The sequence below is a fragment of the Flammeovirga sp. SJP92 genome (genome assembly GCF_001583495.1).
GTDB lineage: Bacteria > Bacteroidota > Bacteroidia > Cytophagales > Flammeovirgaceae > Flammeovirga.
This window is the reverse complement of the sequence record NZ_LQAQ01000019.1, coordinates 245,875-270,616: the sequence shown is the minus strand read 5'-3', so window position 1 is coordinate 270,616 and position 24,742 is coordinate 245,875. Positions and strand designations below refer to the sequence as shown.

28 protein-coding genes are annotated in these 24,742 nt (G+C 36.6%); 25 read left to right on the top strand and 3 right to left on the bottom strand.

All coding sequences use genetic code 11. The features are described 5' to 3' along the window. Window positions 1-29 precede the first annotated feature (29 nt). From AVL50_RS06285 to AVL50_RS06260, 7 genes are all read left to right on the top strand, one after another. The gene (locus AVL50_RS06285) at window positions 30-917 is read left to right on the top strand and encodes a ChaN family lipoprotein (RefSeq protein WP_062615632.1); all 888 of its coding nucleotides are present in this window, start codon (window positions 30-32) and stop codon (window positions 915-917) included. A 246-nt stretch (window positions 918-1,163) separates the two neighbouring features. Continuing rightward, window positions 1,164-1,310 (top strand): hypothetical protein, encoded by a 147-nt coding sequence (locus AVL50_RS32890; RefSeq protein ID WP_157491173.1) that lies wholly within the window; start codon window positions 1,164-1,166, stop codon window positions 1,308-1,310. 68 nt (window positions 1,311-1,378) lie between these two features. Next, window positions 1,379-1,528 carry a hypothetical protein gene (locus AVL50_RS32885; RefSeq protein ID WP_157491172.1) on the top strand — a complete coding sequence of 50 codons (150 nt, stop codon included), beginning with the start codon at window positions 1,379-1,381 and terminating at the stop codon, window positions 1,526-1,528. 214 nt (window positions 1,529-1,742) lie between these two features. Further along, complete coding sequence (locus AVL50_RS06275; RefSeq protein ID WP_062615630.1) at window positions 1,743-2,201, top strand: hypothetical protein; 459 nt, start codon at window positions 1,743-1,745, stop codon at window positions 2,199-2,201. Between the two features lie 363 nt (window positions 2,202-2,564). Beyond that, window positions 2,565-3,026, top strand: coding sequence for a cold-shock protein (locus AVL50_RS06270; protein WP_062615629.1), 462 nt, complete (start codon window positions 2,565-2,567; stop codon window positions 3,024-3,026). Between the two features lie 150 nt (window positions 3,027-3,176). After that, a complete protein-coding gene (locus AVL50_RS06265; protein ID WP_044206309.1) occupies window positions 3,177-3,368 on the top strand; it encodes a cold-shock protein in 192 nt (63 codons plus the stop codon). A 464-nt stretch (window positions 3,369-3,832) separates the two neighbouring features. Continuing rightward, window positions 3,833-6,205 carry an outer membrane beta-barrel family protein gene (locus AVL50_RS06260; protein ID WP_082795688.1) on the top strand — a complete coding sequence of 791 codons (2,373 nt, stop codon included), beginning with the start codon at window positions 3,833-3,835 and terminating at the stop codon, window positions 6,203-6,205. Between the two features lie 106 nt (window positions 6,206-6,311). Here the strand turns inward: AVL50_RS06260 and AVL50_RS06255 are convergent, their stop codons facing one another. From AVL50_RS06255 to AVL50_RS06245, 3 genes are all read right to left on the bottom strand, one after another. Continuing rightward, window positions 6,312-7,322, bottom strand: coding sequence for an alpha/beta hydrolase (locus tag AVL50_RS06255; protein ID WP_062615627.1), 1,011 nt, complete (start codon window positions 7,320-7,322; stop codon window positions 6,312-6,314). Between the two features lie 365 nt (window positions 7,323-7,687). Beyond that, a complete protein-coding gene (locus AVL50_RS06250) occupies window positions 7,688-8,920 on the bottom strand; it encodes an NAD(P)/FAD-dependent oxidoreductase (protein ID WP_062615626.1) in 1,233 nt (410 codons plus the stop codon). Between the two features lie 7 nt (window positions 8,921-8,927). Further along, window positions 8,928-9,560: a hypothetical protein gene (locus AVL50_RS06245; protein WP_062615625.1), complete on the bottom strand. Its 633-nt coding sequence runs from the start codon at window positions 9,558-9,560 to the stop codon at window positions 8,928-8,930. A 259-nt stretch (window positions 9,561-9,819) separates the two neighbouring features. On the opposite strand from AVL50_RS06245, the gene hutH reads away from it, so the two are divergent. From hutH to AVL50_RS06155, 18 genes are all read left to right on the top strand, one after another. Continuing rightward, window positions 9,820-11,385, top strand: coding sequence for a histidine ammonia-lyase (hutH, locus tag AVL50_RS06240; RefSeq protein ID WP_062615624.1), 1,566 nt, complete (start codon window positions 9,820-9,822; stop codon window positions 11,383-11,385). A 9-nt stretch (window positions 11,386-11,394) separates the two neighbouring features. Continuing rightward, the gene (gene fabG, locus AVL50_RS06235) at window positions 11,395-12,123 is read left to right on the top strand and encodes a 3-oxoacyl-ACP reductase FabG (protein WP_062615623.1); all 729 of its coding nucleotides are present in this window, start codon (window positions 11,395-11,397) and stop codon (window positions 12,121-12,123) included. A gap of 15 nt (window positions 12,124-12,138) precedes the next feature. Then, entirely contained in the window at window positions 12,139-13,368 is a 1,230-nt protein-coding gene (locus AVL50_RS06230; RefSeq protein ID WP_253764256.1) for a beta-ketoacyl synthase, read from the top strand. An 83-nt stretch (window positions 13,369-13,451) separates the two neighbouring features. After that, on the top strand, window positions 13,452-13,709 hold the full coding sequence (locus tag AVL50_RS06225) for a phosphopantetheine-binding protein (protein ID WP_062615622.1): 258 nt from the start codon (window positions 13,452-13,454) through the stop codon (window positions 13,707-13,709). Between the two features lie 23 nt (window positions 13,710-13,732). After that, entirely contained in the window at window positions 13,733-14,596 is an 864-nt protein-coding gene (locus AVL50_RS06220) for a lysophospholipid acyltransferase family protein (protein ID WP_062615621.1), read from the top strand. Next, a complete protein-coding gene (locus AVL50_RS06215) occupies window positions 14,596-15,972 on the top strand; it encodes a lipid biosynthesis B12-binding/radical SAM protein (RefSeq protein ID WP_062615620.1) in 1,377 nt (458 codons plus the stop codon). Before AVL50_RS06220 ends, AVL50_RS06215 begins: the two co-directional genes overlap by 1 nt. Continuing rightward, a complete protein-coding gene (locus AVL50_RS06210; protein WP_062615619.1) occupies window positions 15,951-16,397 on the top strand; it encodes a hypothetical protein in 447 nt (148 codons plus the stop codon). The genes AVL50_RS06215 and AVL50_RS06210 overlap by 22 nt, the downstream gene beginning before the upstream one ends. Beyond that, on the top strand, window positions 16,387-16,833 hold the full coding sequence (locus AVL50_RS06205; protein WP_062615618.1) for a thioesterase family protein: 447 nt from the start codon (window positions 16,387-16,389) through the stop codon (window positions 16,831-16,833). Before AVL50_RS06210 ends, AVL50_RS06205 begins: the two co-directional genes overlap by 11 nt. A gap of 6 nt (window positions 16,834-16,839) precedes the next feature. Then, window positions 16,840-17,976: a beta-ketoacyl synthase N-terminal-like domain-containing protein gene (locus AVL50_RS06200; protein ID WP_062615617.1), complete on the top strand. Its 1,137-nt coding sequence runs from the start codon at window positions 16,840-16,842 to the stop codon at window positions 17,974-17,976. Between the two features lies 1 nt (window position 17,977). After that, on the top strand, window positions 17,978-18,592 hold the full coding sequence (locus tag AVL50_RS06195) for a hypothetical protein (RefSeq protein ID WP_062615616.1): 615 nt from the start codon (window positions 17,978-17,980) through the stop codon (window positions 18,590-18,592). 13 nt (window positions 18,593-18,605) lie between these two features. Further along, the gene (locus AVL50_RS06190; RefSeq protein ID WP_062615615.1) at window positions 18,606-18,875 is read left to right on the top strand and encodes a phosphopantetheine-binding protein; all 270 of its coding nucleotides are present in this window, start codon (window positions 18,606-18,608) and stop codon (window positions 18,873-18,875) included. Window positions 18,876-18,901: 26 nt separating this feature from the next. Then, window positions 18,902-20,101: a beta-ketoacyl-[acyl-carrier-protein] synthase family protein gene (locus AVL50_RS06185; RefSeq protein ID WP_062615614.1), complete on the top strand. Its 1,200-nt coding sequence runs from the start codon at window positions 18,902-18,904 to the stop codon at window positions 20,099-20,101. A gap of 3 nt (window positions 20,102-20,104) precedes the next feature. Then, complete coding sequence (locus tag AVL50_RS06180; protein ID WP_062615613.1) at window positions 20,105-21,091, top strand: beta-ketoacyl synthase chain length factor; 987 nt, start codon at window positions 20,105-20,107, stop codon at window positions 21,089-21,091. Continuing rightward, window positions 21,084-21,839 carry a polysaccharide deacetylase family protein gene (locus AVL50_RS06175; protein WP_062615612.1) on the top strand — a complete coding sequence of 252 codons (756 nt, stop codon included), beginning with the start codon at window positions 21,084-21,086 and terminating at the stop codon, window positions 21,837-21,839. The genes AVL50_RS06180 and AVL50_RS06175 overlap by 8 nt, the downstream gene beginning before the upstream one ends. 12 nt (window positions 21,840-21,851) lie before the next feature. Continuing rightward, window positions 21,852-22,484 (top strand): outer membrane lipoprotein carrier protein LolA, encoded by a 633-nt coding sequence (locus tag AVL50_RS06170; protein WP_062615611.1) that lies wholly within the window; start codon window positions 21,852-21,854, stop codon window positions 22,482-22,484. Continuing rightward, a complete protein-coding gene (locus tag AVL50_RS06165) occupies window positions 22,462-23,106 on the top strand; it encodes a hypothetical protein (protein ID WP_062615610.1) in 645 nt (214 codons plus the stop codon). Before AVL50_RS06170 ends, AVL50_RS06165 begins: the two co-directional genes overlap by 23 nt. Continuing rightward, window positions 23,106-23,480: a hypothetical protein gene (locus tag AVL50_RS06160; RefSeq protein ID WP_062615609.1), complete on the top strand. Its 375-nt coding sequence runs from the start codon at window positions 23,106-23,108 to the stop codon at window positions 23,478-23,480. Before AVL50_RS06165 ends, AVL50_RS06160 begins: the two co-directional genes overlap by 1 nt. Before the next feature lies 1 nt (window position 23,481). Continuing rightward, on the top strand, window positions 23,482-24,687 hold the full coding sequence (locus AVL50_RS06155; protein WP_063850584.1) for a DUF2062 domain-containing protein: 1,206 nt from the start codon (window positions 23,482-23,484) through the stop codon (window positions 24,685-24,687). The last annotated feature ends 55 nt before the right edge of the window (window positions 24,688-24,742 follow it).

The following is a 24,742-nucleotide window of genomic DNA, read 5'->3' as shown; positions in this document are numbered from 1 at the left end:
ATTTCACAAAAAGTCTTTAACTTAAAGTCATGAAAAAAAATATTATCACCTTGCTATTGACCCTTTATGCAGTAGCAACATTTTCACAAACGCCATTGAAAGCTTACCAAATCTTTGACAAAGAAGGAAAAGAAGTCACTTTTGAGGAAATGGCCGAAAGTCTTTCTAACTATGATGTTGTGTTTTTTGGAGAATTGCACAACAACCCAATTGCCCATTGGTTACAATTTGAATTAACAAAATCATTAGCAGAACAAAAAAACAATGAGATTGTGCTTGGAGCAGAAATGTTTGAAAAGGACAATCAATTAGTTTTGGACGAGTATTTACAAGGTTTTATCAAAGAAGCTGTTTTAATCAAAGACGGCAAAGCATGGGACAATTATAAAACAGATTATGCCCCTTTAGTAGATTTTGCTAAAGCACATAACATCCCATTTATTGCTACTAACGTACCAAGAAGATACGCGAGTCTTGTTTCTAAAAAAGGATTGACAGAGTTGGAGACCTTAAGCAAGGAAGCGAAGAAAAACTATATTGCACCTTTACCTATCGAAGTGCCTTATGACAATCCATCTTACAAAGAAATGGAGCAAATGATGGCAGGACATGGCATGACCGGAAAAGCAAAGCAATTTGTAGAAGCACAGGCAATCAAAGATGCAACGATGGGATATTCTATTGTGGAAGGATTGAAGAAGAAAAATAAGGGTAAATTATTCTTACACTATAACGGAGACTTCCACTCCAAAAATCATGAAGGAACTGTATGGTATGTTAATCATTATGATAAAAATTTGAAAACAGGTGTAATTGCTTTTGGACAGCAAACTGATCTTTCAAAACTGTCTGATGAAAACAAAGGAACTAATGAGTTTACCATTATCTGCAACAGTAATATGACCAAGACTTTCTAGAAATAGTAGATAGAATAAAATTATTTTAAAAATAAATAACATGCTTAATGACTTGTTTTTACCTGAAAATGAGTGGTTAAGCATGTTTTTTTTAGTCAAAAACTATTTTTCTTGAAAAAAAATAAAAAAAACTGAGTACATCTAAAAGTACGACCTCTTTATAGGATTGAAACTTTTAAATAGTTCAGTTTTTTTCGCTCAAAGACTGATCTAAATTGATAAACAAAAAAATAAATTACCATTACTATGAAAACTGTTTTTGCATTTATAGCTGTTTTAATCATCGCCATTGCGGCCGCAACTACTTTACTGTATGCTTCTGCACCAGAAGGATATGAAGAGGAGAGGGTAGCGTTGACGGAGGTTAAAATATCAGAATCGATCCAGAAGTAAAATTTATCATACATAAATTATTTTCGCTTGAAATAATTATTAAATAAAGAACTAAAAATACTATTGCTATGAAAACTGTTATTGCACTTATTGCTGTTTTAATTATTGCAGTTGTTGCTGTTACTACAATAATGTACAGTACCGCTAAACCAGGGTACGAACAAGAAGTAACGGTATCAAAAGTAGAAGCTGATACAACGGTGTCAGTAAAGAAATAACCCGAGATTTTGTTATAGGTTGTTAATAGTAACTACAGATTGAAAGCGAGGCTATTGCGTATGCAATGGCCTTTTTCATTTGTCCAAATGAATGGTAATATATTCAACTTAATAAATTATTCGATCGTATGATTTATTGAGTGATTTAGATAATTAAAATTGCTTGATTCTATTTGTCATTTCCAAAGTTCTCACTTTTAAAAACACTATAGGTATGCAAAAATTAGTATCATTTCTTTTAGGGTTATCGTTGATCATTTGGATTAGTTCTTGTCAAGAAAGAACATTGAATGATGCTATCCCTAAGACCACTACTTTTGAGTTGTCGCATGGTTCTTCAATTACGATGCAACAGGGGAATTTTACGGATACCATAAGAGTAGAAATTTACGTGCCAGGAAAGATAGCAAGCCTTCTAGTTCAAACGGAGGTATTAAATATTGATTTAGCAAAAGAGACAAAATCTCATTATGAAGAGCAGTTACATTATTCTTTACTCAATGGCAAACAATATTGGAACGTCAGAGGGAATACAGAAGCCACTGTTTTTTTAATGAAAGAAGTATTGAATGATTTAGAAATTGGAGAGCATAAGTTTGTATTCAGCGTGACAGATGAACGCAATGATATTCGAAATCAGGAGGTTGTAGTTACAGTTCTCAAGAAAAAATAATACAGTGTAAACTACATTTGGGTCTACTCCAAAGGTTTAAAAGGAAGAAGATGTAAGAAGACTTTTAATGTAGTAATTATATATTCCTTTCTATCTGAGGCTACTCATTGTGAGTAGCTTTTTTTGTTGAATATCAGTTTGTTATTGATTTTATTTATTTGTTATTAATGGTTACTTTTCTTCTAAAATATTTTTATTGAAAAATAAATGCCTAACTTTGTAGTGCATGAGGTGCTCGCTTATGGGTACGGATAACTTTGTATTTACTTTTCATTTGAGATATAATCTTTTTACGGAAAATTTATTTATTGAATGTTTAATACTTATCAGGTTATACTTGGCAGTAACTTTTAAAGATTCAATATGGGTAGATCTCAACAGACCTTTAATAAATTAGAGAAGGATAAGAAGAAAAAGAAAAAGCGTGAAGAAAAACTAGCTAAGAAAGAAGAACAAAAAAAGAACAAAGTAAAAGGCGATCTAGAAAATATGATGGCCTATGTGGATGAGTTTGGTAATATTACCTCTACTCCACCAGATCCTGACAAACCAAAAGAGAAAATCAAGCTGGAGGATATTCAAATTTCAACTTCCAGACAAGAAGATCTCGAAGATCAAAAAAGACAAGGTCGTGTTGATTACTACAATCCAGAGAAAAAGTTCGGTTTTATCATAGAAAAGGGTTCAAGAGAACGCTATTTCTTCCATATCAGTGATGTGGATGAGAATTATGATATCAGAGAAAAGGACTTTGTAGCATTTGATCTTAAGGATACACCAAGAGGAAGATCTTGTGTAGATATCACAAAAAGTCCAAAGGATTAGTATTGATGAAAGTCTACTATATCAGTAGCATTTTTAATTGTTAATTAGTATTGTAACACTTTTTATTAGCCCATTGATCTTGTAAGATGGGAGGGTAAAAGAGTGTATTTATATAAATTCTGAAAAGAAGATTTTTAATTTAATATAGTTATGAAACAAGGAACAGTCAAATTTTTCAACGCTACTAAAGGTTTTGGTTTTATCGTAGATAGCGAAACAAACAACGAAATCTTTGTACACATCTCAGGTTGTATCGATGAGATCAAAGAAAATGATCAAGTACAATTTGAAGTTGAAGAAGGAAGAAGAGGTTTGAACGCTGTAAACGTACAGTTGTCATAATCAACTTTAGAGACTTGAAAAAGAAGGCTACTCATTTTGAGTGGCCTTTTTTGTGTAAAGTCAAAATGAAATAAAGCTTGGAAGTAGTACTTTAAAAGTTGCAGAAATATTGAGTGAAATGTTTACAATTTTATCTATTGTTTTTCTTGATTTTTGAGATGAGATGAGGAAATAAATTATTGCTAATATGGTCAGGTTGGATACTAGCCACTCATTGATAATTATTAATAAAACCTAATTAAACCCTTACATACCTTGTATTTTAGCATTTAAAAAAACTAAATTAGCAATCTAACTTTCATCTAAATTATCTATTCATTTAAAATACAGAACTTTAATTACTCTTTTTAGTCCTTATTTTTTCATCACTAGATGCGTTTCGTACTGTGTTGTTTGGACTATTAAAATCGTGCTTATAATTCCGTTTTGATCTGATTAGATAGTTAATTATCAATATCATACTAATGAAGACTATAAATTTTAGTGTCAATTTAATTTTACTACTATTGATCTCTATCGTAACGCTGGCCAACGACGATGCCGAAAAAAATGGTAATCTAAAAGGTCAGATTATCGATCAGAATAATGGTAGTCCTGTGGGGTATGCAACAGTATCCTTAAACAACAAAAACGATATATCTATTGGTGGTGGCTTAACAGACAATGAAGGTCGCTTTAGGATCAAAAACGTTCCTTATGGCAACTACACTCTTGTTGTACAATTTGTGGGGTATAATACACTCAAGCAACAAGTTAAAATCACTTCTCCTAACACTGATGTAGGAGCCGTCAAAATTGCTGAAAATGTGGAACAATTGGATGAAGTAGAAGTACGTGCAGAAAAATCAAGCATTGAGCGGTCCATCGACAAAAAAGTAGTCAATGTCAGTGATGCCATGATTGCAGAAGGTAATTCGGTATCAGAAGTTTTACAGACTATTCCTGAAATCAGTGTGGGTTCTGATGGTGCTATTAGCCTTAGAGGAGAAAGCAATGTAAGGGTGTTGATTGATGGGAAACCTTCTCAGATTGATCCAGCCCAAATCTTTCAGACATTGCCAGCGGGCTCTATTGAAAAGATTGAAGTGATTACGAATCCGTCAGCGAAATATGATCCTGATGGCCTTTCGGGTATCATTAATGTGATTACTAAAAAAGATAAAATGAAAGGTTTGAATGGTAGTGCAAATATTGGTGCAGGTACAGGAGAAAAGTACAATGGCTACCTTGGTTTGAATTACAGAGTAAAGAAATTCAACTTCTTCGGGCAGGGGGCTTATGGTGAAAACCGATTTGAGAACCAAAAGGACTTGAATCGTATTTTTACTGATGAGACCGTTCCAACTTTTGATCAAGAAGGAGAGAATATTAGAAAAGGCCGTTATTATAACACAAAATTTGGAGCGGACTACTTCTTGGATTCTACCAACACAATTACATTATTTGCCGAGATATGGAACTGGAAAGGTGGTGAGGAAAACCTTTATACCAATAGAAATATATTGGGAGATCAAATTATCAGTTCACAACGTGAATTTGGTGATCAGAAAAATCAAGCACAAGGGTATTCATTAAGCTTGAACCATAGAAAAGAGTTTAAGAAAGGTATTTTGGAAAGTGACGGTTACTTTAATGGAGGTGAATCTGATTTCTCCACTTCATCCACTCTTGAGCAAGATATTGAACGGAACTCATCAGTAAATACAGATGCTCGTTGGAATTATGCATCATTGAAGATTGATTATTCACATGAAATCAATAAGAAATCGTCTTTTGAAACAGGCTATAAAGGTGAATTATTAGATGCATCAGCGCAAATCTCAAATAATCTGGGGGGCGTAATCAATAATTACAGCTATGATTATGATCAGTACATCAACTCTCTTTATGGATCATACAGCATTACGTTAGGACAATATTCTATCAAAGCAGGAGTAAGGGGAGAAGTTGCTACAATTGATGGTACTGTAAAAACGGAAAGTGGTCAAGATACTACCTACAACATTAATTACGCGAGTTTATTTCCTACGCTTCACATCCAAAGAAAACTAGGTGATTTTAATACATTAGGGGTAAGTTATTCAAGACGAATCAACCGTCCGGGTATCTTCAATATGCTGCCTATTGAACAGCGTTCAAACTCTTCTACAGTATCAGTTGGTAATCCTAACCTTCAACCCTCTTATACTAATTCAGTCAGCTTGGATCATGGCTATAACAAAGGAAAGCTAGGTTTGAATACAAGTGTATATGTAAGACACAGTACAGACATTATCCGAAACGTTTCAAGGTATGATTCCTTAGAAGATTTGACCGTATATACTTGGGCCAATTTAGGTTCATCGTTGACAGGTGGAGCATCTATTTCTGCCAATTATCAGATAGCAAAATGGTGGAATATTGATGCTAACTTAAACTTCTTCTACTTGGAAATTCAGGATGACAACGAAGAGTTTACAGTACCTTCTGATGCTAACCCAATCAACTGGACAGCAAAACTGAATACAAGATTTACGTTGCCAAAAAGCTTTACCATACAGATTATGGGCAGATATGCAGGACAGCAATACGATGCACAAAACATCACACAGCCTACTTACGCTCTTAATGTGGCTGTAAAGAAAGCCGTCTTTAAGCGTAAAGGAAGTATTTCTCTCAAAGTAGATGATATTATCAACAGCGGATTTACAAAGGATGTATTTGGTCAGAATTTCCAAGAACAAACCTATTATTTGCAAGAAAGACCTGTGTATAGATTATCATTTTCTTATGCCTTTGGAGGTCAGTTCCAAGGAAGAAAAGCAAGGAAATTGCATAGTTCTGGAGGGATGAATTAATCCTCGTGGAGTTGGGTTTATAAGCTTAATTGTGATCCTAAAAAAGAAATCCCGATGGAGAAATTTATACTCCATCGGGGTTTCTCATTACTATGATTTTCTATTATTAATTCTGAACGACCAGATCAATACCACTTTCATTATCGATGTAATATTCATCAATAATTGTCTTGCCTTCTAGTATTTGACTGTAAAATGATTTGATGTGACGGTTTTCCATTAGAGTAGGATTAATGAAGTAATTGTGCTCATTACCTACCAATGTATGGAATGTAAAATAAGTAGCATTGGAAGCCAAATGCTTGTTCTTAATTTTTGAGCTTCCTAATTGACGTGTCATGGTCAAAAATTCAGCACCTTTAAGGGTGAAATCTTTTTTGTTTACAGTAATATAAATGTTGATATCTTCATCTATTTTTTCAATCCAGTCAGCATGATTTTTCTTTTTAACCGCAGGAGCATTGATTAATATATTTTCAAATACTGCCAATTTTTTATTGTATTGATATTCTTCCGATTGGATATATTCCTCTAAAAGGTGGTTACCCAAGCTGTGCATAAAAAGGATTGGTTTTTCATTTACATTATAATACTCGGAAGCTACTTCATAATCATCTAAGAAATCATCAAAGTTTCTTGTGGAATTTTCGAAATATCTTTTCGAACGTTTGAATTCTGAAAAGATATTAAAACTCACAGTTTCAGTGGGTACATCAAACAATATAAGGTTGATGTCATAATTTTTCTGCAAAGTAATACCACTTCTCAAAGTTGCATTGAAATCCTGTCCAAAACCATGAACATGTACTACTAAATTATCATGATAGATCTTTGAAAAAGCCTCATGAAAATTAGAATAGATCTTTACTTTTGGTTTTTTTTTATTGCTTGTAACTATTAAGTATTTAATGTCAGATGTGTCCATTTCATGACTTAAATGTACTTCATTAGTAGTGTTGTCTATTTCTAAAACTCTATTGGTTATCACCATCATAGGATGGATGTTTGACGCATCTAAATTTACACCTTTGATGTTGTAGTTGATCTTATATTCATCATCTGCAAAGCAAAATGAAGAAAACAAAAATAAAAATGCTGATAAAATATAATTTTTCATAGTAATGAGATTGATGATTGTAAATGGTTCACTTCAACTCTTTACATGTTGTAATTAGTTTCATAGGTATAAACAGAATATAAGAAGAATAGTTTTAAAAATTTACAATTGTAAACGATAAAAAATATTTGTCTTAGTTAACTTCTATTTATTGAATATATAGTTAATTTTCGTTAGCTCTAATGTTAGAATACTTTGAAATGGGTATAAGAAAAACGTTAAAGATTTCATGTATTGAGCATCTTAGAATGATGAAATTTTGATCGAATGAGTTTATAAATAGGTTTGTACTAGGACAGAAGAAAAGGTGAAAAATAAGGGAAGAAATGTTACAAAACACTTCTTCCCTCATTACTTTTAACACCTTACATACTTTGAGCTTCTTTTTGAAAATGATTAATGGTCTTGACGATCGTTTTATGTCTGTTCACAAAACGGTTGTCTTTATCCCAAACGTAGCCAGCTAAAATAGAAGTGATCTGCTTTTTAAACTCAAAATTAATCTCGTCAGAAAAGAAAAGATCTTGTAAAGAACCGTCATACCAATATTTGATATACGATTTGAATACCTCTACACCTCTGAGAATATAATCAGAGTAATCCTTTTGCCAGTCAACATTTTCACCTTTCAGTGTTTTTGCTACCAATTCAGCAGCCAAAGCAGAAGATTCAGCAGCAAAAGAAACGCCAGATGAAAAAACAGGGTCGAGGAATTCAGTACTGTTTCCAGTCAAAACATAACGGTCTCCGAAAAGTTGTTTTACACCTACAGAGTAACCGATCTTTGACATTGGCTCAAATTCATATTCTAGATTTGAGAAGCGTGCTTTGTAATATTCAGATTGCTGTATCAGTTCATTGAACTTCTCTGCTTTGTTATCGTCAGTGATTCCTTCAAAAAAGCGAGTGTCACCTACAAAACCCAAAGAGGTTTTTCCGTTAGAAAATGGAATAACCCAAAACCATAAATCTTTATCTAGAATATCAAACGTGATGGTAGTGCCATCAATAGTATCAGGTCTATTGATGTCTTCCACATGTGTGAAAAATGATCCTCTTGGCGGTAAATCGGAAGGTTTGCTCAAGTCAAGTAGACGAGGTAGCACACGACCATACCCACTGCCGTCAATGATGTATTTTGAAGCAATCTGAGAGGTATTTCCATTTTTATCTTCTATGCTGGTGATGACACTTTCAGTAGAAAAATCCACATTTGTAACTGCATGCTGATAAAGTACTTCAGCCCCTTTTTTTTCTACTTCTTTAGCAATGGTATAGTCAAAATCTGCTCTAGGCATTTGCCATGTCCATTCCCATCCATCTGTAAATTTTTCTGCAAACGAAAAGTGACACACCTTCTCTCCTTTGAAGAAGCGAGCTCCATATTTTTTTTCAAAATTTTGAGCATCCAGTGCCTCCAAAAGTCCTGCTTTGTCAAGGTGTTGCATCACTTTTGGAATAAGGCTTTCACCAATTACAAATCTTGGAAATTGCTCTTTCTCAATGATTGTAACATTAAAACCGTTTTGCAGTAAAATGCTTCCAGCAATACTTCCCGAAGGTCCAGCGCCTATGATTAATACGTCTGTTTGCTTCATTTTATGATTAACTATTTTTCCTTAAGTAAAAAAAGAAGTCTTTACCCGTGTATCTGAGCGTTCGATACAAAGTAAATCCCCAATAATTACGAACGCCAAATCCGCTAGGATCGCTCATATGATATTGTCGGTAAAGAATCTCTTTTGTTTTTGTATTAAAAAGGACCGACCAAGTGGTACCTTTACTACTCAATTTATTGAATGTTTCCACTACCAAAACCATTCCCAATTCTTCATTTTCTGTGGTAGGAAGTCCATTAACAATTTCATTAAAATCTTCTTCCCTAATTTTCTGATGTTCTTCCTGTGAATCCACTACAAGCTTGTTTGGGTCAACCAAATTATTTCTCTTATTGACAGCTTTCATGTCATAGTGTACTTGGCTTTTGTTAAAATATTTTTTGATGTTGTATTTTTTAGGTTCATTCAACACAAGATCATTCCATTTTTTGAGGTAGTATTTCTGAAGCTCTTCAGGGTCTTGAAACCCTTGTCGACCAATAAAACTAGCGTGAGTAAAGTCCACACCATAGAATCTTACTTCAGGGTTTTTAAGTAGGTTATTTTGTCCGTAGCTGCTTAAGTGAGCTAAGAATAGTACAAGAAGGAGTAAGTATTTGTTTGTTGCTTTAGTTTTCATTTTGACATGTATTTGATTAGATTAAAAAAAAGTATTTTATTTGCTTTAGCGGAAAGCAATAGAATCATTGTTGATGTATAGTTAATATAATTTTATTTAAAAATCTAGGAATAGTACAATACATCCTAATTTTATTGTTTTTTTATATGTTAAATCGTAAGTTTTATTAATGATGTGTTGTTAAAATGTTTAACTTTTTAAGTTAAACTGTTACATTTGCACTTCAAATACTACTTTATCACAATTTTTTTAAAGTATCATGTTATCTATTGAAGGTAATATTAGCAAGCTTGATTTTTTTGAAGATATACTTCTTAGAAACGAACAAATAATATTAAATCCATCAGCCAAAAAGAAAATCATAGAAAACTATAATTTTCTCCAAGAATTTTCATCTGATAAAATCATTTATGGCATCAATACAGGTTTTGGACCTATGGCCCAATATAAGGTAAATGAAAGTGATCAAATTCAACTACAATACAACCTTATCAGAAGCCATGCCTCAGGCGGTGGAAAAAAAATAACTCTTTTACATGCTAAATCATTATTGCTTTGCAGACTAAATACCTTCTTGCAAGCGAAATCAGGGGTTCATATTGAATTGATCCACTTAATGATTGAGCTTTTAAATAGAAACATCATTCCTGTTATTTACGAACACGGTGGAGTTGGAGCAAGTGGAGACTTGGTACAGCTGGCACACCTTGCATTGGCATTGATAGGTGAAGGTGAAGTGGAGTACAACGGCGAAGTTTGTGATGCAAAAGAAGTATTTGAAAAAGAGCAGTTGAAACCATTGCAGATTCATTTGCGTGAAGGATTAGCCTTATTGAATGGTACATCTTGCATGACAGGTATTGGTGCAGTCAATCTGCTTCAAGCTTATAAACTATTGGATTGGGTGGTGATAGGCTCCGCTACAATCAATGAAGTAGTCAGCAGTTTTGATGATTATTTCTCTGAAGAATTGAATGCCGCTAAAACGCACCCAGGACAGCATGACATTGCTGGAATGATCCGTACGTTGGTAGAAGATTCTCAATTGATCCGTAAAAGAGAAAATGTACTTTATCAGGATGAAGCACAATCTATTGCTGTTTTCCAAGACAAAGTACAGGAATATTATTCTATCCGATGCGTTCCTCAGATTTTAGGTCCTATTTTAGAAACTTTGAGAGAAGTGGAGAAAGTAGTCTTAAACGAAGCGAACTCAGTAAGTGATAACCCTATCATTTGCTCAAAAACAGAAAATGTATATCACGGCGGTAACTTCCACGGTGATTATGTTTCTCTGGCCATGGATAAATTAAAAATAGTAATGACAAAATTGTCGATGTTGATGGATCGTCAATTGAATTACCTATTTAATCATAAACTCAACAACATTCTTCCTCCGTTTATTAATCACGGAACGTTGGGGCTGAACTTTGGAATGCAGGGAGCACAGTTTCCGGTCACTTCCACAGTAGCAGAAAATCAATCGATCTCTTTCCCGAACTATGTCCATAGTATTCCAAACAACAATGACAATCAGGATATAGTGAGTATGGGAACCAACTCAGCATTGCTGACCAAAAAGGTGATCGAAAACTCATTTGAAGTGGTGGCAACGTATCAGTTGAGCATTGCACAGGCGGTGAGTTATTTGAAAATTCAAGATAAAATGGACCCAAAATTGAATGCGGTCTATGAGTTGATTTGCAGTGTGGTACCTCCTTTTAAAGAGGATTACCCAATTTTTAAAGACTTAAGAAAACTGAAAGAAGTCTTGAGTGCAGAAAACACAACTCAATTTTTTAAACAAGTAGCAAAAGAAATTTAACGATAAAGTATGAAATACGCACTGGTCACTGGAGCAAGCAGAGGAATAGGGCGTGCAGTTGCGGTAAAACTAGCACAAGACGGCTATAATATTCTGATCAATTTCCAATCGAATGTGGAGGCGGCGAACGAAACGCTTGAGTTAGTAAGACAAGAAGGGCAGGACGGTGAACTGTTGAAGTTTGACGTTTCTTCTAAAGAAGAAGTGAATGAGGTATTAGGAACGTGGGTGGAAGAACACACAGAAGATGTGATCGAAGTCCTTGTCAATAATGCCGGTTTCAGAAAAGATGCCGTTTTCTTGTTTATGGAAGACGAAGAGTGGGACAGCGTATTGGATGTGAATTTAAAAGGATTCAACTACGTGACGCGTTCGGTACTGAAAGGCATGCTGGCACAGAAGTTTGGAAGGGTGATCAACATTGTATCACTTTCGGGTATCAAAGGTATGCCGGGTCAGACCAACTATTCTGCAGCAAAAGCAGGTGTGATAGGTGCAACAAAAGCCCTTGCTCAGGAAGTAGGAAGAAGAAAGGTGACAGTCAATGCTGTAGCACCGGGCTTCATTAAAACTGAAATGACAGAAGACTTGGATGAGAAGCAGTTGAAGAGCTTGATTCCGGCAAAACGTTTTGGAGAAGCAAGTGAAGTGGCGGCGGCAGTAGGGTTCTTGGCTTCAAAAGACGCTTCTTATATCACAGGAGAGGTGTTGTCAATTAACGGCGGGCTATATACATAAACCAAAAAGAAATTAATGATGAAAAGAAGAGTTGTCATTACAGGTATAGGAATTTATTCATGTATAGGTGAAAATCTTGAGGAGGTAACACAATCTTTACGCGAAGGAAAATCAGGAATCGTTTATGATGAGGAGCGTAAGGAAATGGGTTACAGATCTGCACTGACAGGAATGGTGGATGCACCAAACTTGAAAGGTGTAATCAAGAAGAGAGAAAAAGCAAGATTGGCAGAACAAGGTGAGTATGCATTGAATGCTACGCTTGAGGCCATAGAAAATGCAGGGTTGGATAAAGAATTTATTGCTGAAAATAACTTCGGTATTCTTTATGGCAATGATAGTTCTGCAAAGGCGGTGGTACATGCCACTGATACTATCAGAGAGAAAAAAGATACCACTTTACTAGGTTCTGGTTCTATTTTCCAGTCCATGAATTCCACTGTAACGATGAACCTTTCTACCATCTTCAAGTTGAAGGGGATCAATATGACAGTGAGTTCAGCTTGTTCAAGTGGATCACACTCCATTGGTTTCGGTTATTTGCTGATTCAGATGGGCCTTCAAGATCGAATTATTTGCGGTGGAGCACAGGAAATCAATCCTTATGCCATGGGTAGTTTTGATGGTTTGAGTGCCTTTTCTATTCGAGAAGATGACCCTACAAAAGCATCAAGACCATTTGACAGTGACAGAGACGGTTTGATTCCAAGTGGTGGAGCGGCAACAGTGATCATTGAAAGCTTGGAAAGTGCTGAGGCCAGAAATGCACCAATTTTAGGTGAAATCATCGGTTTTGGTTTTTCATCTAACGGCGATCATATTTCTAATCCAAATATGGAAGGACCTGCGAGATCATTGCAGATGGCGATTGATCAGGCGGAAATTACACCAGCAGATATTGATTACATCAATGCGCATGCTACATCCACTCCAGTAGGGGATGCCAATGAGGCGAAAGCCATTGATCATATTTTTGGTGATGCAAAACCTTACATTTCTTCTACAAAATCCATGACCGGCCACGAGTGCTGGATGGCAGGAGCGAGTGAAATGGTTTATTCTTTGCTAATGATGAATAATTCATTTGTAGCACCAAATATCAACTTAGAAAATCCTTGTGAGGAAGCGGCGGAATTAAACATTCCAAAGGAAGCGGTAGATACTGAAATTGACACTTTCTTGTCGAACTCATTCGGATTTGGAGGAACGAACTCTACCCTTATTGTCCGTAAGTTTAAAAAATAAATACTTTTCAAGCCGAAGTTATTTTGAAGTAATTTGGGCTTGAAACAAAATATATTTCTGTTCACATAAATTAAATTACAAAAATGACAAACGAAGAAATCATTGAAACAATCAACAACTTCTTAGTGGAGGAGTTTGAAGTAGAAAGAGAAGACATTGAGCCTGAAGCAGTATTGAAAGATACGTTAGAGCTTGATAGCTTAGATTATATCGATCTAGTAGTAGAAATTGAAAGTAACTTCAACTTCAAAGTAAAAACAGAAGATTTTGTAGGTATCAAAACTTTCCAAGACTTCTATGATTACATCATCAATAAAGTGAATGCGGGAGTAGTTCAATAAACCACTTTTAGAATACATTTTTTATGTCTGTTTGGAGTGGAAAAACAAAGGGAGGAGTATTAGGTTATAGTATTTTTATCTTTTTCCTAAAGAATTTTGGAGTGGGTCCTGCAAGTGCACTTTTGTATTTAGTAGTACCCTACTACGTTCTTTTTGATCCTAAATCTTCCCGTATTTCCTATCGATTCTATAAGGAGAGATTAGGCTTTTCAACATTCAAAGCCGCGAAACATATCTTTACCAATAGAATTACTTTTGGAAGAGTGTTGCTTGACAAGTTTGCAATGATGACGCCTATCAAAGAGCGTTATACTTTTGATTGTGACGGAGAAGAGAGATTGCACGCCCTTGGGGAAACCGGGAAGGGAGGTATGATCATCACGGCACACATCGGAAACTGGGAAATTGCAGGGCAGTTGCTGGACCGTTTATCCACCAAAATACATGTTGTGATGTTTGATGCAGAGTATCAGAAAATTAAGGCTCTCGTTTCATCACAGTTGGGAAATAGAAATTTTAATGTGATTGCGATCAAAGAAGATATGTCACATATTTTTCTTATTAACAAAGCTTTGAAAAATGGAGAAATTCTCTGTATTCAAGGGGATCGCTTTCTAAGTGGAGCACCTACATTGGAATTGGATTTTCTCGGTGAAAAAGCATTATTCCCTAAGAGTGTATTTGATATGGCAAGCCGATTGAAAGTACCTGTTTGCTTTGCATTTGCCATGAAAGACAAAGGAATGCATTATAAGTTGAATTCGTCAGTTGCCTATGAAGGAATGAAAAGTAAAGAATTGGCGGAGCAATACATAAAACTGGTCGAACAGAAAGTACAGGATTATCCAGAACAATGGTTTAATTTTTACGATTTTTGGAAAAAATAATGTCTATCGGAATAGCAAACAAACAAGTAGTACTTTTATCTGCAAACCAATTCAAGGTTCCTTATCCTGTTTACCCGATTGGAATATCTTATCTAGCCACCTATTTAAGAGAAAAATTACCCACGCATAGAGTTTCATTAATTGATTGTAACCTTGCGTCACTTGACGAACTTAAAGCAAAAGTAAAAGATATTAATCCCGATTATGTAGGGGTTTCTTTACGAAATATTGATGATTCTGACTCTTATCATCAAGCTAGTTTTATTCAGCATTACAAATCGCTGATTGATACGGTAAAGAGTGTTTCGGATGCTAAAATCATCCTTGGAGGATCTGGTTATTCGATTTTCTACAAAGAACTTTATAAAGAATTAGGTGCAGACTATGGCGTAGTGGGTGAAGGTGAAGAAAGTCTGACACAACTGATTCAAGCACTGGATAATAACACTTCCGTTGAGAACATTCAGTCATTGGTCTATGAAAAAGACGGTGAAGTGGTTTTCAATGACAAGAAAGATTACTCATGTGCACTCCGTTTTGCATTTGATCCTAATCTGTTAGAATATTATTGGAAAGAAAGCGGTTTGATTAATATTCAAACCAAAAGAGGCTGTCCGTACAAATGCGTGTACTGCAGTTATCCTAGTATTGAAGGTAGAAAAGTAAGAATGTTGGATCAGGATTTAATCATTGATTCATTAAAGAAAATACAAAAAGAGAACCAAGGCGATCATGTATTTTTTACAGATTCAGTCTTTAATCTCAATGCAGAATACAATAGAGTATTGGCGGAGAAAATCATTGAGAATGGCATCAAGATAAAATGGATGGCCTATTTTTCTCCTTTCAATATTACCAAAGAAGACCTGGAACTGTTTAAGAAATCTGGGTTGACGCATATTGAATTCGGTACGGATTCACTGTCAGATGCACAGCTGAAAAGGTACGGTAAGAAATTCAATGTAGATGAAGTCGTTCGCGTTTCAGAACTGTGTGATGAGGTGGGCATTCACTTTGCTCACTTTTTGATTTTAGGAGGTGTTGGAGAAACGGACGAAACAATAAGAGAGACATTAGAAAACTCTAAAAGATTTCCGAGGACGGTCTTTTTCCCATTTGTCGGCATGAGGATTTTCCCGAATACGCCACTGTATGATATTGCACTGGAAGAAGGGGTGATCACAAAAGATACTTCTTTGCTTACGCCTAAATATTACATTTCTGATAAGGTGGATTTATCCAATATTCAGGAATTGGCAAAGGCAACAGGCAGAAAGTGGGTGTTCCCGACAGAAATGGATGAGATCTCTGAAAATATGAAGTTTTTAAGAGAAAGAAATAAAAAAGGCCCACTATGGGAACTGATAACACAATGATAGCTACAGCAGAAACAATAGAACAATATATTCCTCAGCGCGCACCGTTTATTTTGGTCGATAATCTTTTGGAGGCCGATGAAAAGGTGACGGTAACTTCAAAAGAAGTGAAGGAAGATATGCTTTTTGTGAGGAAAGGGAAACTTCAAACGGCGGCTTTGGTAGAGAATATTGCTCAGACTGCCGCTGCAGGCGTGGGGTACAGATGTGCTCAAGCGGAGAAGGATGTACCGCTAGGGTTTATTGGTGGTATCAAAGGGTTTCAATTACAGAAACATCCCTTGGTGGGAGAAACGATTACTACTACAGTAACCGTGAAAAATGAAGTGTTTGGTGCTTCTATTGTGGAAGGAGTGATTACGATCAACGAAGAAGTGATTGCTTCAGCAGAGTTGAAAATTTTTATTGAGCAAGATGAAGCGTAATTCAACAGCAGAAGCAACGGAATTGGTCAACAGAACGGTATTTCCAGTACGTTTCAGTGAGGTGGATACAATGCGTATCGTATGGCATGGTCACTACATCAAGTACATGGAAGAAGGCCGTGAAGCGTTTGGCCTAGAACACGGCATCAGCTATATGCAGATGTACGACAAGGGCTTTATGGTTCCCGTTGTAAGTGTAAAATGCGATTATAAACAGCCACTTCGCTACGGTGATAAAATCATTGTGGAAACTACTTTTGTAGAAACGAGGGCGGCCAAGCTTATTTATAAATTCAGGTTATTCAGAAGCTCAGACAATGTGCTGGTGGCTACTGGAAAATCGATACAGGTATTCATTACAGAAGATCATGAGTTGCAGTTGACGTTCCCTGAGTTTTTTGAGGAATGGAAACGTGAAAAGGGTTTAATTAAATAGTGTGAAATGCAGAAGAAGGTATATGTAGTGGCAGATGCTTTGATCTCTTCACTTGGCAATACGCCGGAAGAGAATTTTGAAGCATTATCCCAAGGAAAGTCAGGAGTGGAATTGCACAACGTACATGCAGGTCAGGAAAATTATCTTTCACTGATTGATATGGGGCGTGTGGCAAAAGAACATACTGTGCTTGAAAGTTTGGAGGAATACACACGTTTGGAGCAGTTGTTTATCGCTTCCATTCAAGATGTGTTGCAGACTGCTAATATCTCTTTGAGCGATAAAAAAACACTATTACTGTTGTCTACCACAAAGGGAAATATTGATTTATTAAACCAAGACAAACAGGAGCAATTCGGGAAAGAAAGATTGTTTATTGGAGGGTTAGCACAGAAAGTAGGCGACTATTTTGAATGTGCCAATACCGTTCAAACGATCTCAACCGCTTGTATTTCTGGAGTGGCTGCACAGAACATTGCCGCACGTTTATTACAAGGGGAAACTTACGAACATATAGTGGTTTGTGGCGGTGATATTATAGATAATTTCACTTTGTCAGGGTTCACAGCATTCAACGCCGTAGCACCTCAGCCATGTCAGCCTTTTGATAAAGACCGTGAAGGAGTATCACTTGGAGAAGCCATTGGAACGGTGGTTTTGAGTACGACTATCCAAAGTGATATGCAAGTACTGGAAGGGGCAATGAACAACGATGCAAATCATATTTCAGCACCCTCAAGAACAGGTGAAGGTGTTTTCAGGGCAGTAAGCAATACGTTGAAAAAGCATGGAATAGAAGCTAGTGAAATTGATTTCATTTCAGCCCATGGCACTGCCACACCTTATAATGACGAAATGGAAGCACAGGCATTCAACAGGCTTTCTTTAGAAGAAAAGCCATTGAATAGTTTGAAGGGATATTTCGGTCATACACTAGGGGGAGCAGGATTGGTGGAGTCTATTATTACCCTGCATTCGCTGAAAAATAATAAGCTGATAGCCACAAAAGGTTTTCAGAACCTTGGTACCACTTTACCGCTCAATGTACTGACGGAAACAGTGGAACAGCCTGTTACTTTAGCCTTAAAAACAGCCTCTGGCTTTGGAGGATGCAACGCTGCAATTTTATTAAAACAGGAATAGGATGAAAGATTTATTTATAACAGACAGCATTCACCTTTCCAACAATAAAATTACTTATAGAGGAGAGGACGCTCACTTTGAAGCAGAAGACCTGAAGCAGTTTTTGAAAAAGGTGTACAAGTCACTGGAGTTGAGTTACAGCAAGTTTTTCAAAATGGACCTGATGTCTAAAGCAGGCGTACTGGCAACAGAGTTTTTGGTTAGAAATAACAATTTAATAGAGAAATATAATGATGATGAAGTAGGGCTAGTGTTTGTCAATAAAAGTGCATCACTAGACACCGACCAACAGCATCATGATACCATAAAAGAGGCATCGGCCTATTTCCCAAGTCCGAGTATTTTTGTGTATACCTTGCCCAACATTGTGATGGGTGAAGTTTGCATTAAACACAAATGGAACGGGGAGCAACAATTTTTTATTCAAGACACAATGGACCTCCCATTTTTATATGAGAATGTAGTGCAGACGTTTCAATCTACGTCAACCAAAGCGTGCATTTTCGGGTGGGTGGATTGTTTTGAATCACAACTTAATGTGAAGTTAGTTTTAGTAGAAAAGGGAAGTGAAAATGATACTCCTTTTGCATTAAAACAACTGGAGTCTATTTTTTAAAAATATTGGAAAAATGAATTTAGAAGAATTAAAAGAGCAGCTTAAAGTTCAAATTATCGAGCAGTTGAACTTAGAAGAAGTAGAAGTAGAAGACATTGATAACGAAGAACCATTATTTGGTGACGGTTTAGGTCTTGATTCTATTGATGCTTTGGAATTGGTGCTGTTATTAGAAAAAGAGTACGGAATCAAATTAGAAAATCCTAAAGCAGGAAAAGAAGTATTTGGTTCAATTGACACAATGGCCAACTTTATTGCAGCACAGCTTGCAGTCAAAGAGTAGTATTTATCTGTAATTCCATTAAGTATATGTCTAAGGTTTTTGTAACGGGTATTGGAGCAATAGCAGCCATAGGAAATGATGTGCATTCAATCTTTGAATCTTTAAAAGAAGGCAGAACGGGCATTGATAAAATGCACCGCCTTCAGAGTATTCATGCGGAAAGACTTCCTGTAGGGGAGGTAAAGATGACCAATGATGCTCTGAAAGAGGATTTGGGTTTGAATAAAGAAACGGATTATTCCAGAACGCTTTTACTCGCTCTTAAAGCGGCGAAAGAAGCAGTGGTGGATAGTGGCATACAACCTACAAAAACCATTAAGACAGGACTGATCTCTGCATCAAGTGTGGCAGGAATGGATTTAACAGAAACAGTGGCCAAGGATTATTTTGAGGGGAATACTATTGATACAAGCATTGTCAAAAAACATCCCTGTGGCAATAGTACCCGCTTCTTGGCACAGTACTTTGAGGTCAACGGTTTTGTATCAACGATCAGTACGGCTTGTTCTTCTTCTGCCAATGCGATCATGCTGGGTGCAAGAATGATCAAGCACGGAAAACTGGATCGTGTGATTGTTGGCGGCGCCGATGCGTTGACTAAGTTTACGTTGAACGGGTTTGATTCATTGAGAATTTTAGACTCCGAAAAAACGAGAGCTTTTGATGACAGCAGAACGGGCCTTAACCTTGGTGAAGGAGCAGGTTTTTTAGTCTTGGAATCGGAGCGCTTAGTAGAGCAAGAAGGAAAGAAAACGTATTGTGAAGTGGTCGGTTATGCCAATGCCAATGATGCTTTCCATCAAACGGCTTCTTCTCCTGAAGGGAATGGTGCCTTTTACGCCATGCGTGATGCACTGCAAGTGGCAGGGGTGAAAGAAACGGAAGTGGATTACATCAATGTACATGGTACGGGAACAGAAAATAATGATCTTTCTGAAGGAGTAGCCATGAAGAGGTTGTTTCAAGAAGCACTTCCACCGTTTAGTTCTACAAAGCCTTTCACAGGACATACCTTGGCGGCGGCCGCAAGTATAGAAGGAGTAATCAGTTGTTTGACCTTAGAGCATCAGCTGATTTTTCCGAATTTGAATTTCAAAACACCAATACAGGAGTTAGAAATTGTACCGGTAACTGCCCTGCAAAAAGTGAAAGGTATAAAGACCATATTATCCAATTCTTTTGGTTTTGGAGGAAACTGTTCATCCATTTTATTTCAGAAAAATTAGCCTATGAAAACGTACATTAATGGTGTCGGTTTGATTTCCCCTCAGGAAACCTTCAAAACGGAATTTTCACTTCAAGCACCAACAGCTACAGAAGACGGAAGATGGGAAGCCACGTTGCCACCTATCAAAGAATATCTTTCTCCAAAGGTATACCGCCGTATGTCCAAAGTGATCAGAATGGGCGTTTTGTCTACATTGATTGCCATGGATGACGCAGGAGTGAAGTCAGAGGAATTAAGTGGAGTGATTGTAGGAACGGGACTAGGGTGTTTGGTCAGTACAGAGAAGTTTCTGAACAGCATGGTCACTTCTGAGGAGTCGATGGTGAACCCTTCGTCTTTTATCGTTTCTACACACAATACAATTGCTGGGCAGATTGGTTTGGTACTGAAAAACAATGGCTATAATACTACTTACAGTCAGGAAGGTACCTCATTTGAAAACGCATTATTGGATGGTTTTCTTTTTACCAAAGAGCGTAAAAATACCAATTGGCTGGTAGGCGGTATCGATGAATTAACACCTACAGTACAGCAACTTTATAAAGAGAATAATTACGGTGGACAGTGGGGAGAAGGAGCAGGTGTATTTGTGATTTCTGATCAGAAAACAGCCAATACCTACGCGGAAATAGTGGATGTGAAAGCTGTTTTGCAAAGCAATGAAAGTCTGGAAACAGTGATCGATGGTTTACTTCAGGAAAATGAATTAAACGCAGAAGACATTGATTTGGTATTGACAGGTGATGCAGGAAATAAGGTGCTGAAAATCTTATACGAAGAAAAAAGGTGCGAGGTGATAGACTACAAACAGTGGTCGGGCGAATACCATACCGCCTCATCGTTTGGGGTGGGTTTAGCATCAAAAATGATGAAGGAGGAAGCACTGAGACAATCCCTTCTTAGAAATAAAAAACCTTTAAATACAGTATTGGTTCATACCACATTTTTTGATGGAACTCAAGGATTAATTCTGTTACGAAATGTCTAAATTCCATCAAACATTACTGATCGGCTTACCACTGATTGTTATTTCCTTTTACGGGGGAAATACGGTGCATCCGGCTTTTTATTTTCTATCAGGAGTTCTATTAATAACAGCACTTTTTAGGATTGTAATGGGTGTTATTAAAATAGAAAACAACTTCTTTATGAAGTCATGGATCAGGAAAGAAGGAGTACAGAAAGTGGCGTTGACATTTGATGATGGACCTAATAAAGAGACAACAGAAAAGATTCTAGAGATCTTAGGACAGTACAACGTAAAGGCAACTTTCTTTTGTATTGGACATAAAATTGAAGAAGATTTTGAGACGATCGAAAAAATAGTGGCACAAGGGCATGAAATTGGCAATCATACTTGGTCTCACAGTTATTTTTTTGATCTTTATCCCACAAAAAAAGTAAAGGAAGAACTTCAGCATACCAATGCCTTGATTGAGGAGGCGACAAAGCGGGAAAATAAACTGTTCCGTCCGCCTTATGGCGTTACCAATCCGCATATTGCCAAAGCGGTGAAAACATTGGGATTGCACTCAGTCGGCTGGAGCATTCGTTCTTTGGATACGATTGCAAAGACAAAAAAAGAGTTGATCGGCAAGGTAGAGAAAGTGTCAGGTGGTGATGTGATTTTATTGCACGATACCATGCAGATAACTGTAGATCACCTTGAAGAAATAATAAAAATAATTCAAAGGAAAAACTTACAAGCGGTAACTGTTAGTGAGCTTTTCAACTAAATGGAGCTTTAAATGAAATTGAAATATTATATAGGTTTTACATTTTTGCTTATTCAATCGGTTTGTTGGGCACAGCAATATAAACCCATTGAAAATACAGATCAGGCCATTATAGACCTGAAAGAAAATGCAAAGACCATCCAAAGCATAAGCAGTGACTTTGTGCAAACCAAACATCTTTCATTGATGAATCAAGATCTCATCAGTAAGGGTGCTTTTTTGTATAAAAGCCCTAACCGTTTAAGATGGGAATACCTCTCACCGATCACTTATGCCATCATCATCAACGGTGATATTATTTCTATGATTGATGAAGAGAAGACCAATACTTTTGATGCTTCTTCCAATCCTATTTTCTCTGTAGTGAACAAAATGATGCTCAATATGGTGAATGGAAATATTGGTGATGATGAGAATTTTGAGGTGATGTATTTCAAAGGTGATAACGAAGTGAAAATGCAGTTGAAGCCCAAAGACAGTAATTGGAGTCAGTATATGGCCGAACTTCATTTGTATATCAGCTTAAAAGATTATTCGGTGTTCAAAGTGGTCATCAAAGAACAGGGAGAGGATTACACTCAGTTTGATTTTGTGGACCATAAATACAATGAAACGATAAGCGATGACAACTTTGTGGAGAAATAGCCTGCTGTTCTTGCTGATCGGTATTTTATCCTCTTGTACTTATTATCACAAGTCCTCTTTTTCAAAATTGGAAAATTGTGATGAAGAGCTTTTGAGTGAAACATTGGAACAGCCTGTAACTCGTTTGTTCAAATCGAAGATCTATTTCTACGATAAATACTATACGGGTTTGCTTGTGGTGAAGTCACTGAATGAAACCGAAAAGCAAGTAGTATTAGTCACTGAAATAGGGGTGAAGCTTTTGGATATGACAATCACAGAGAAAGGTTATACAACCAATTTTGTGATTCCACCTCTTGATAAAAAAATAGTATTGAATCACCTTTGGAAGGACTTTTCAGAAGTGTTTTATGATGTGGATTTTGACAGTCAGAATATGGTGGTCAAAAAATGTTGGGAACGTGAAGATGATATCCTTTTGAAAGTGAAAAAGGGAAGGAAAAAATACTACTTCTTGTTTGATGGGAAGAAAAGGAGAAAGGAAGTGTATCTTCTGGAAATGTTTGGGAACATAGGAAAAACCATCCTGTTTGATTACAAAGACAAGCATTTGGAGTCGGTAGAGATTGATGCTTCCCATCTGAAATTGAAAGTGAAATTAGAGAAAAAAGAAATATTATAATGCTACAGCAAACAGACTTCTTTCAAGTGAAGGAATTGACAAAAGAGGAGAATAAATTTTCGGCTCAGATCAGTTTGAATAAAGAGCATGAAATTTTCCAAGGACATTTTCCAGGACAGCCTGTCACGCCGGGGGTGTGTATGCTGGACATCATAAAGGAATTGTGCGAGCAGGAATATCAAAAGGAAGTTGCTGTATCTGCCATAAAAACCATCAAATTCTTGTCGATTCTGGATCCACAGCTCCAAAGTGAGGTGGTGGCAGACGTAACAGTTTTAAAGCAGGAAAATGATACAATGGAGGTGAAAGCTGAATTGAAAGATCAGGAGAAAGCCTATTTTAAATTTAGAGGAACCTTCACAGATTTTGAATAAAATGAATGGAGTTGAAGAACATATTGCTTCCCCACGTTTGCAGGCAGATTTTGATCGCCTGAAATGCTGTGTTTTAATTCCTACTTATAATAATGATAGGGAATTAAAAGGGGTGATTGATAGTGTATTGGAATATACCACCAATGTGATTGTGATCAATGACGGCTGTACGGACACTACTTCAGAAATCTTAAGTCAGCTTCCGAACATCCAAAGCATTACATTTGAGCAAAACCGCGGAAAGGGAAAAGCATTAAGAGCGGGATTTTTGGAAGCAGAAAAACAAGGTTTTGAATATGCGATCACCATTGATTCTGATGGACAGCACAAAGCGTCTGACCTTCCTCAGTTTATTGAAAAACTAGAAACGAGCCCTAATGCCATCATTATTGGAGCAAGGGATATGCTTCAAAATTCAGTACCTGGGAAAAGTAGTTTCGGTCATAAATTTTCCAACTTCTGGTTTACATTTGAAACGGGAATCAAAGCACCTGATACACAATCGGGTTACCGTTTATATCCTCTAAAACAAGTCAATGATATTCAATTGATTTCGTGGCGTTATGAGTTTGAAATTGAGATTTTAGTAAGGTCAGCATGGAAAGGTGTGGCGATTGAAACAGTGCCGATAAATGTGTACTATCCTCCAACAGAAGAACGCATAACGCACTTCAGACCTTTTACTGATTTTACAAGGATCAGCATTCTCAATACCATATTGGTCACCATCTGTTTACTATACATCAAGCCTAGAGACTTTTTCAGAAGTCTCAAAAAAAAAAACATTAAAGAGCACATAAAGGACCTCTTTTTTGATGTAGAAGAACCGCCATATAAAAAAGCATTAGCCGTTTTCTTTGGTGTTTTTATGGGAATAGTACCTATTTGGGGCTATCAGTTAGTAACGGCGATTGGGCTGGCACATTTTTTCAAACTGAACAAACCCATCGTGATTGTAGCGGCCAATATCAGTATACCGCCATTTATTCCGCTTTGGTTGTATGCAAGTTTTAAAACCGGGGAAATCCTGTTTAATGAAAAAATCATCATTCCCCAACTAGATGAAATTAACTTCGATGTGATACAACAACATCTGATGTTATACAGTGTGGGAGCGACTGTCTTTGCGTTTCTTCTTGCATTCGTTTTAGGATGTATTAGTTTTGGAGCTTTTAAGCTGATAGCCTATAAGGCGGGGGAAGAATGAAGAATGAAGAAAAAAAGGATACTGATTGTAGGAACGTCCTCACGAACCACAACTC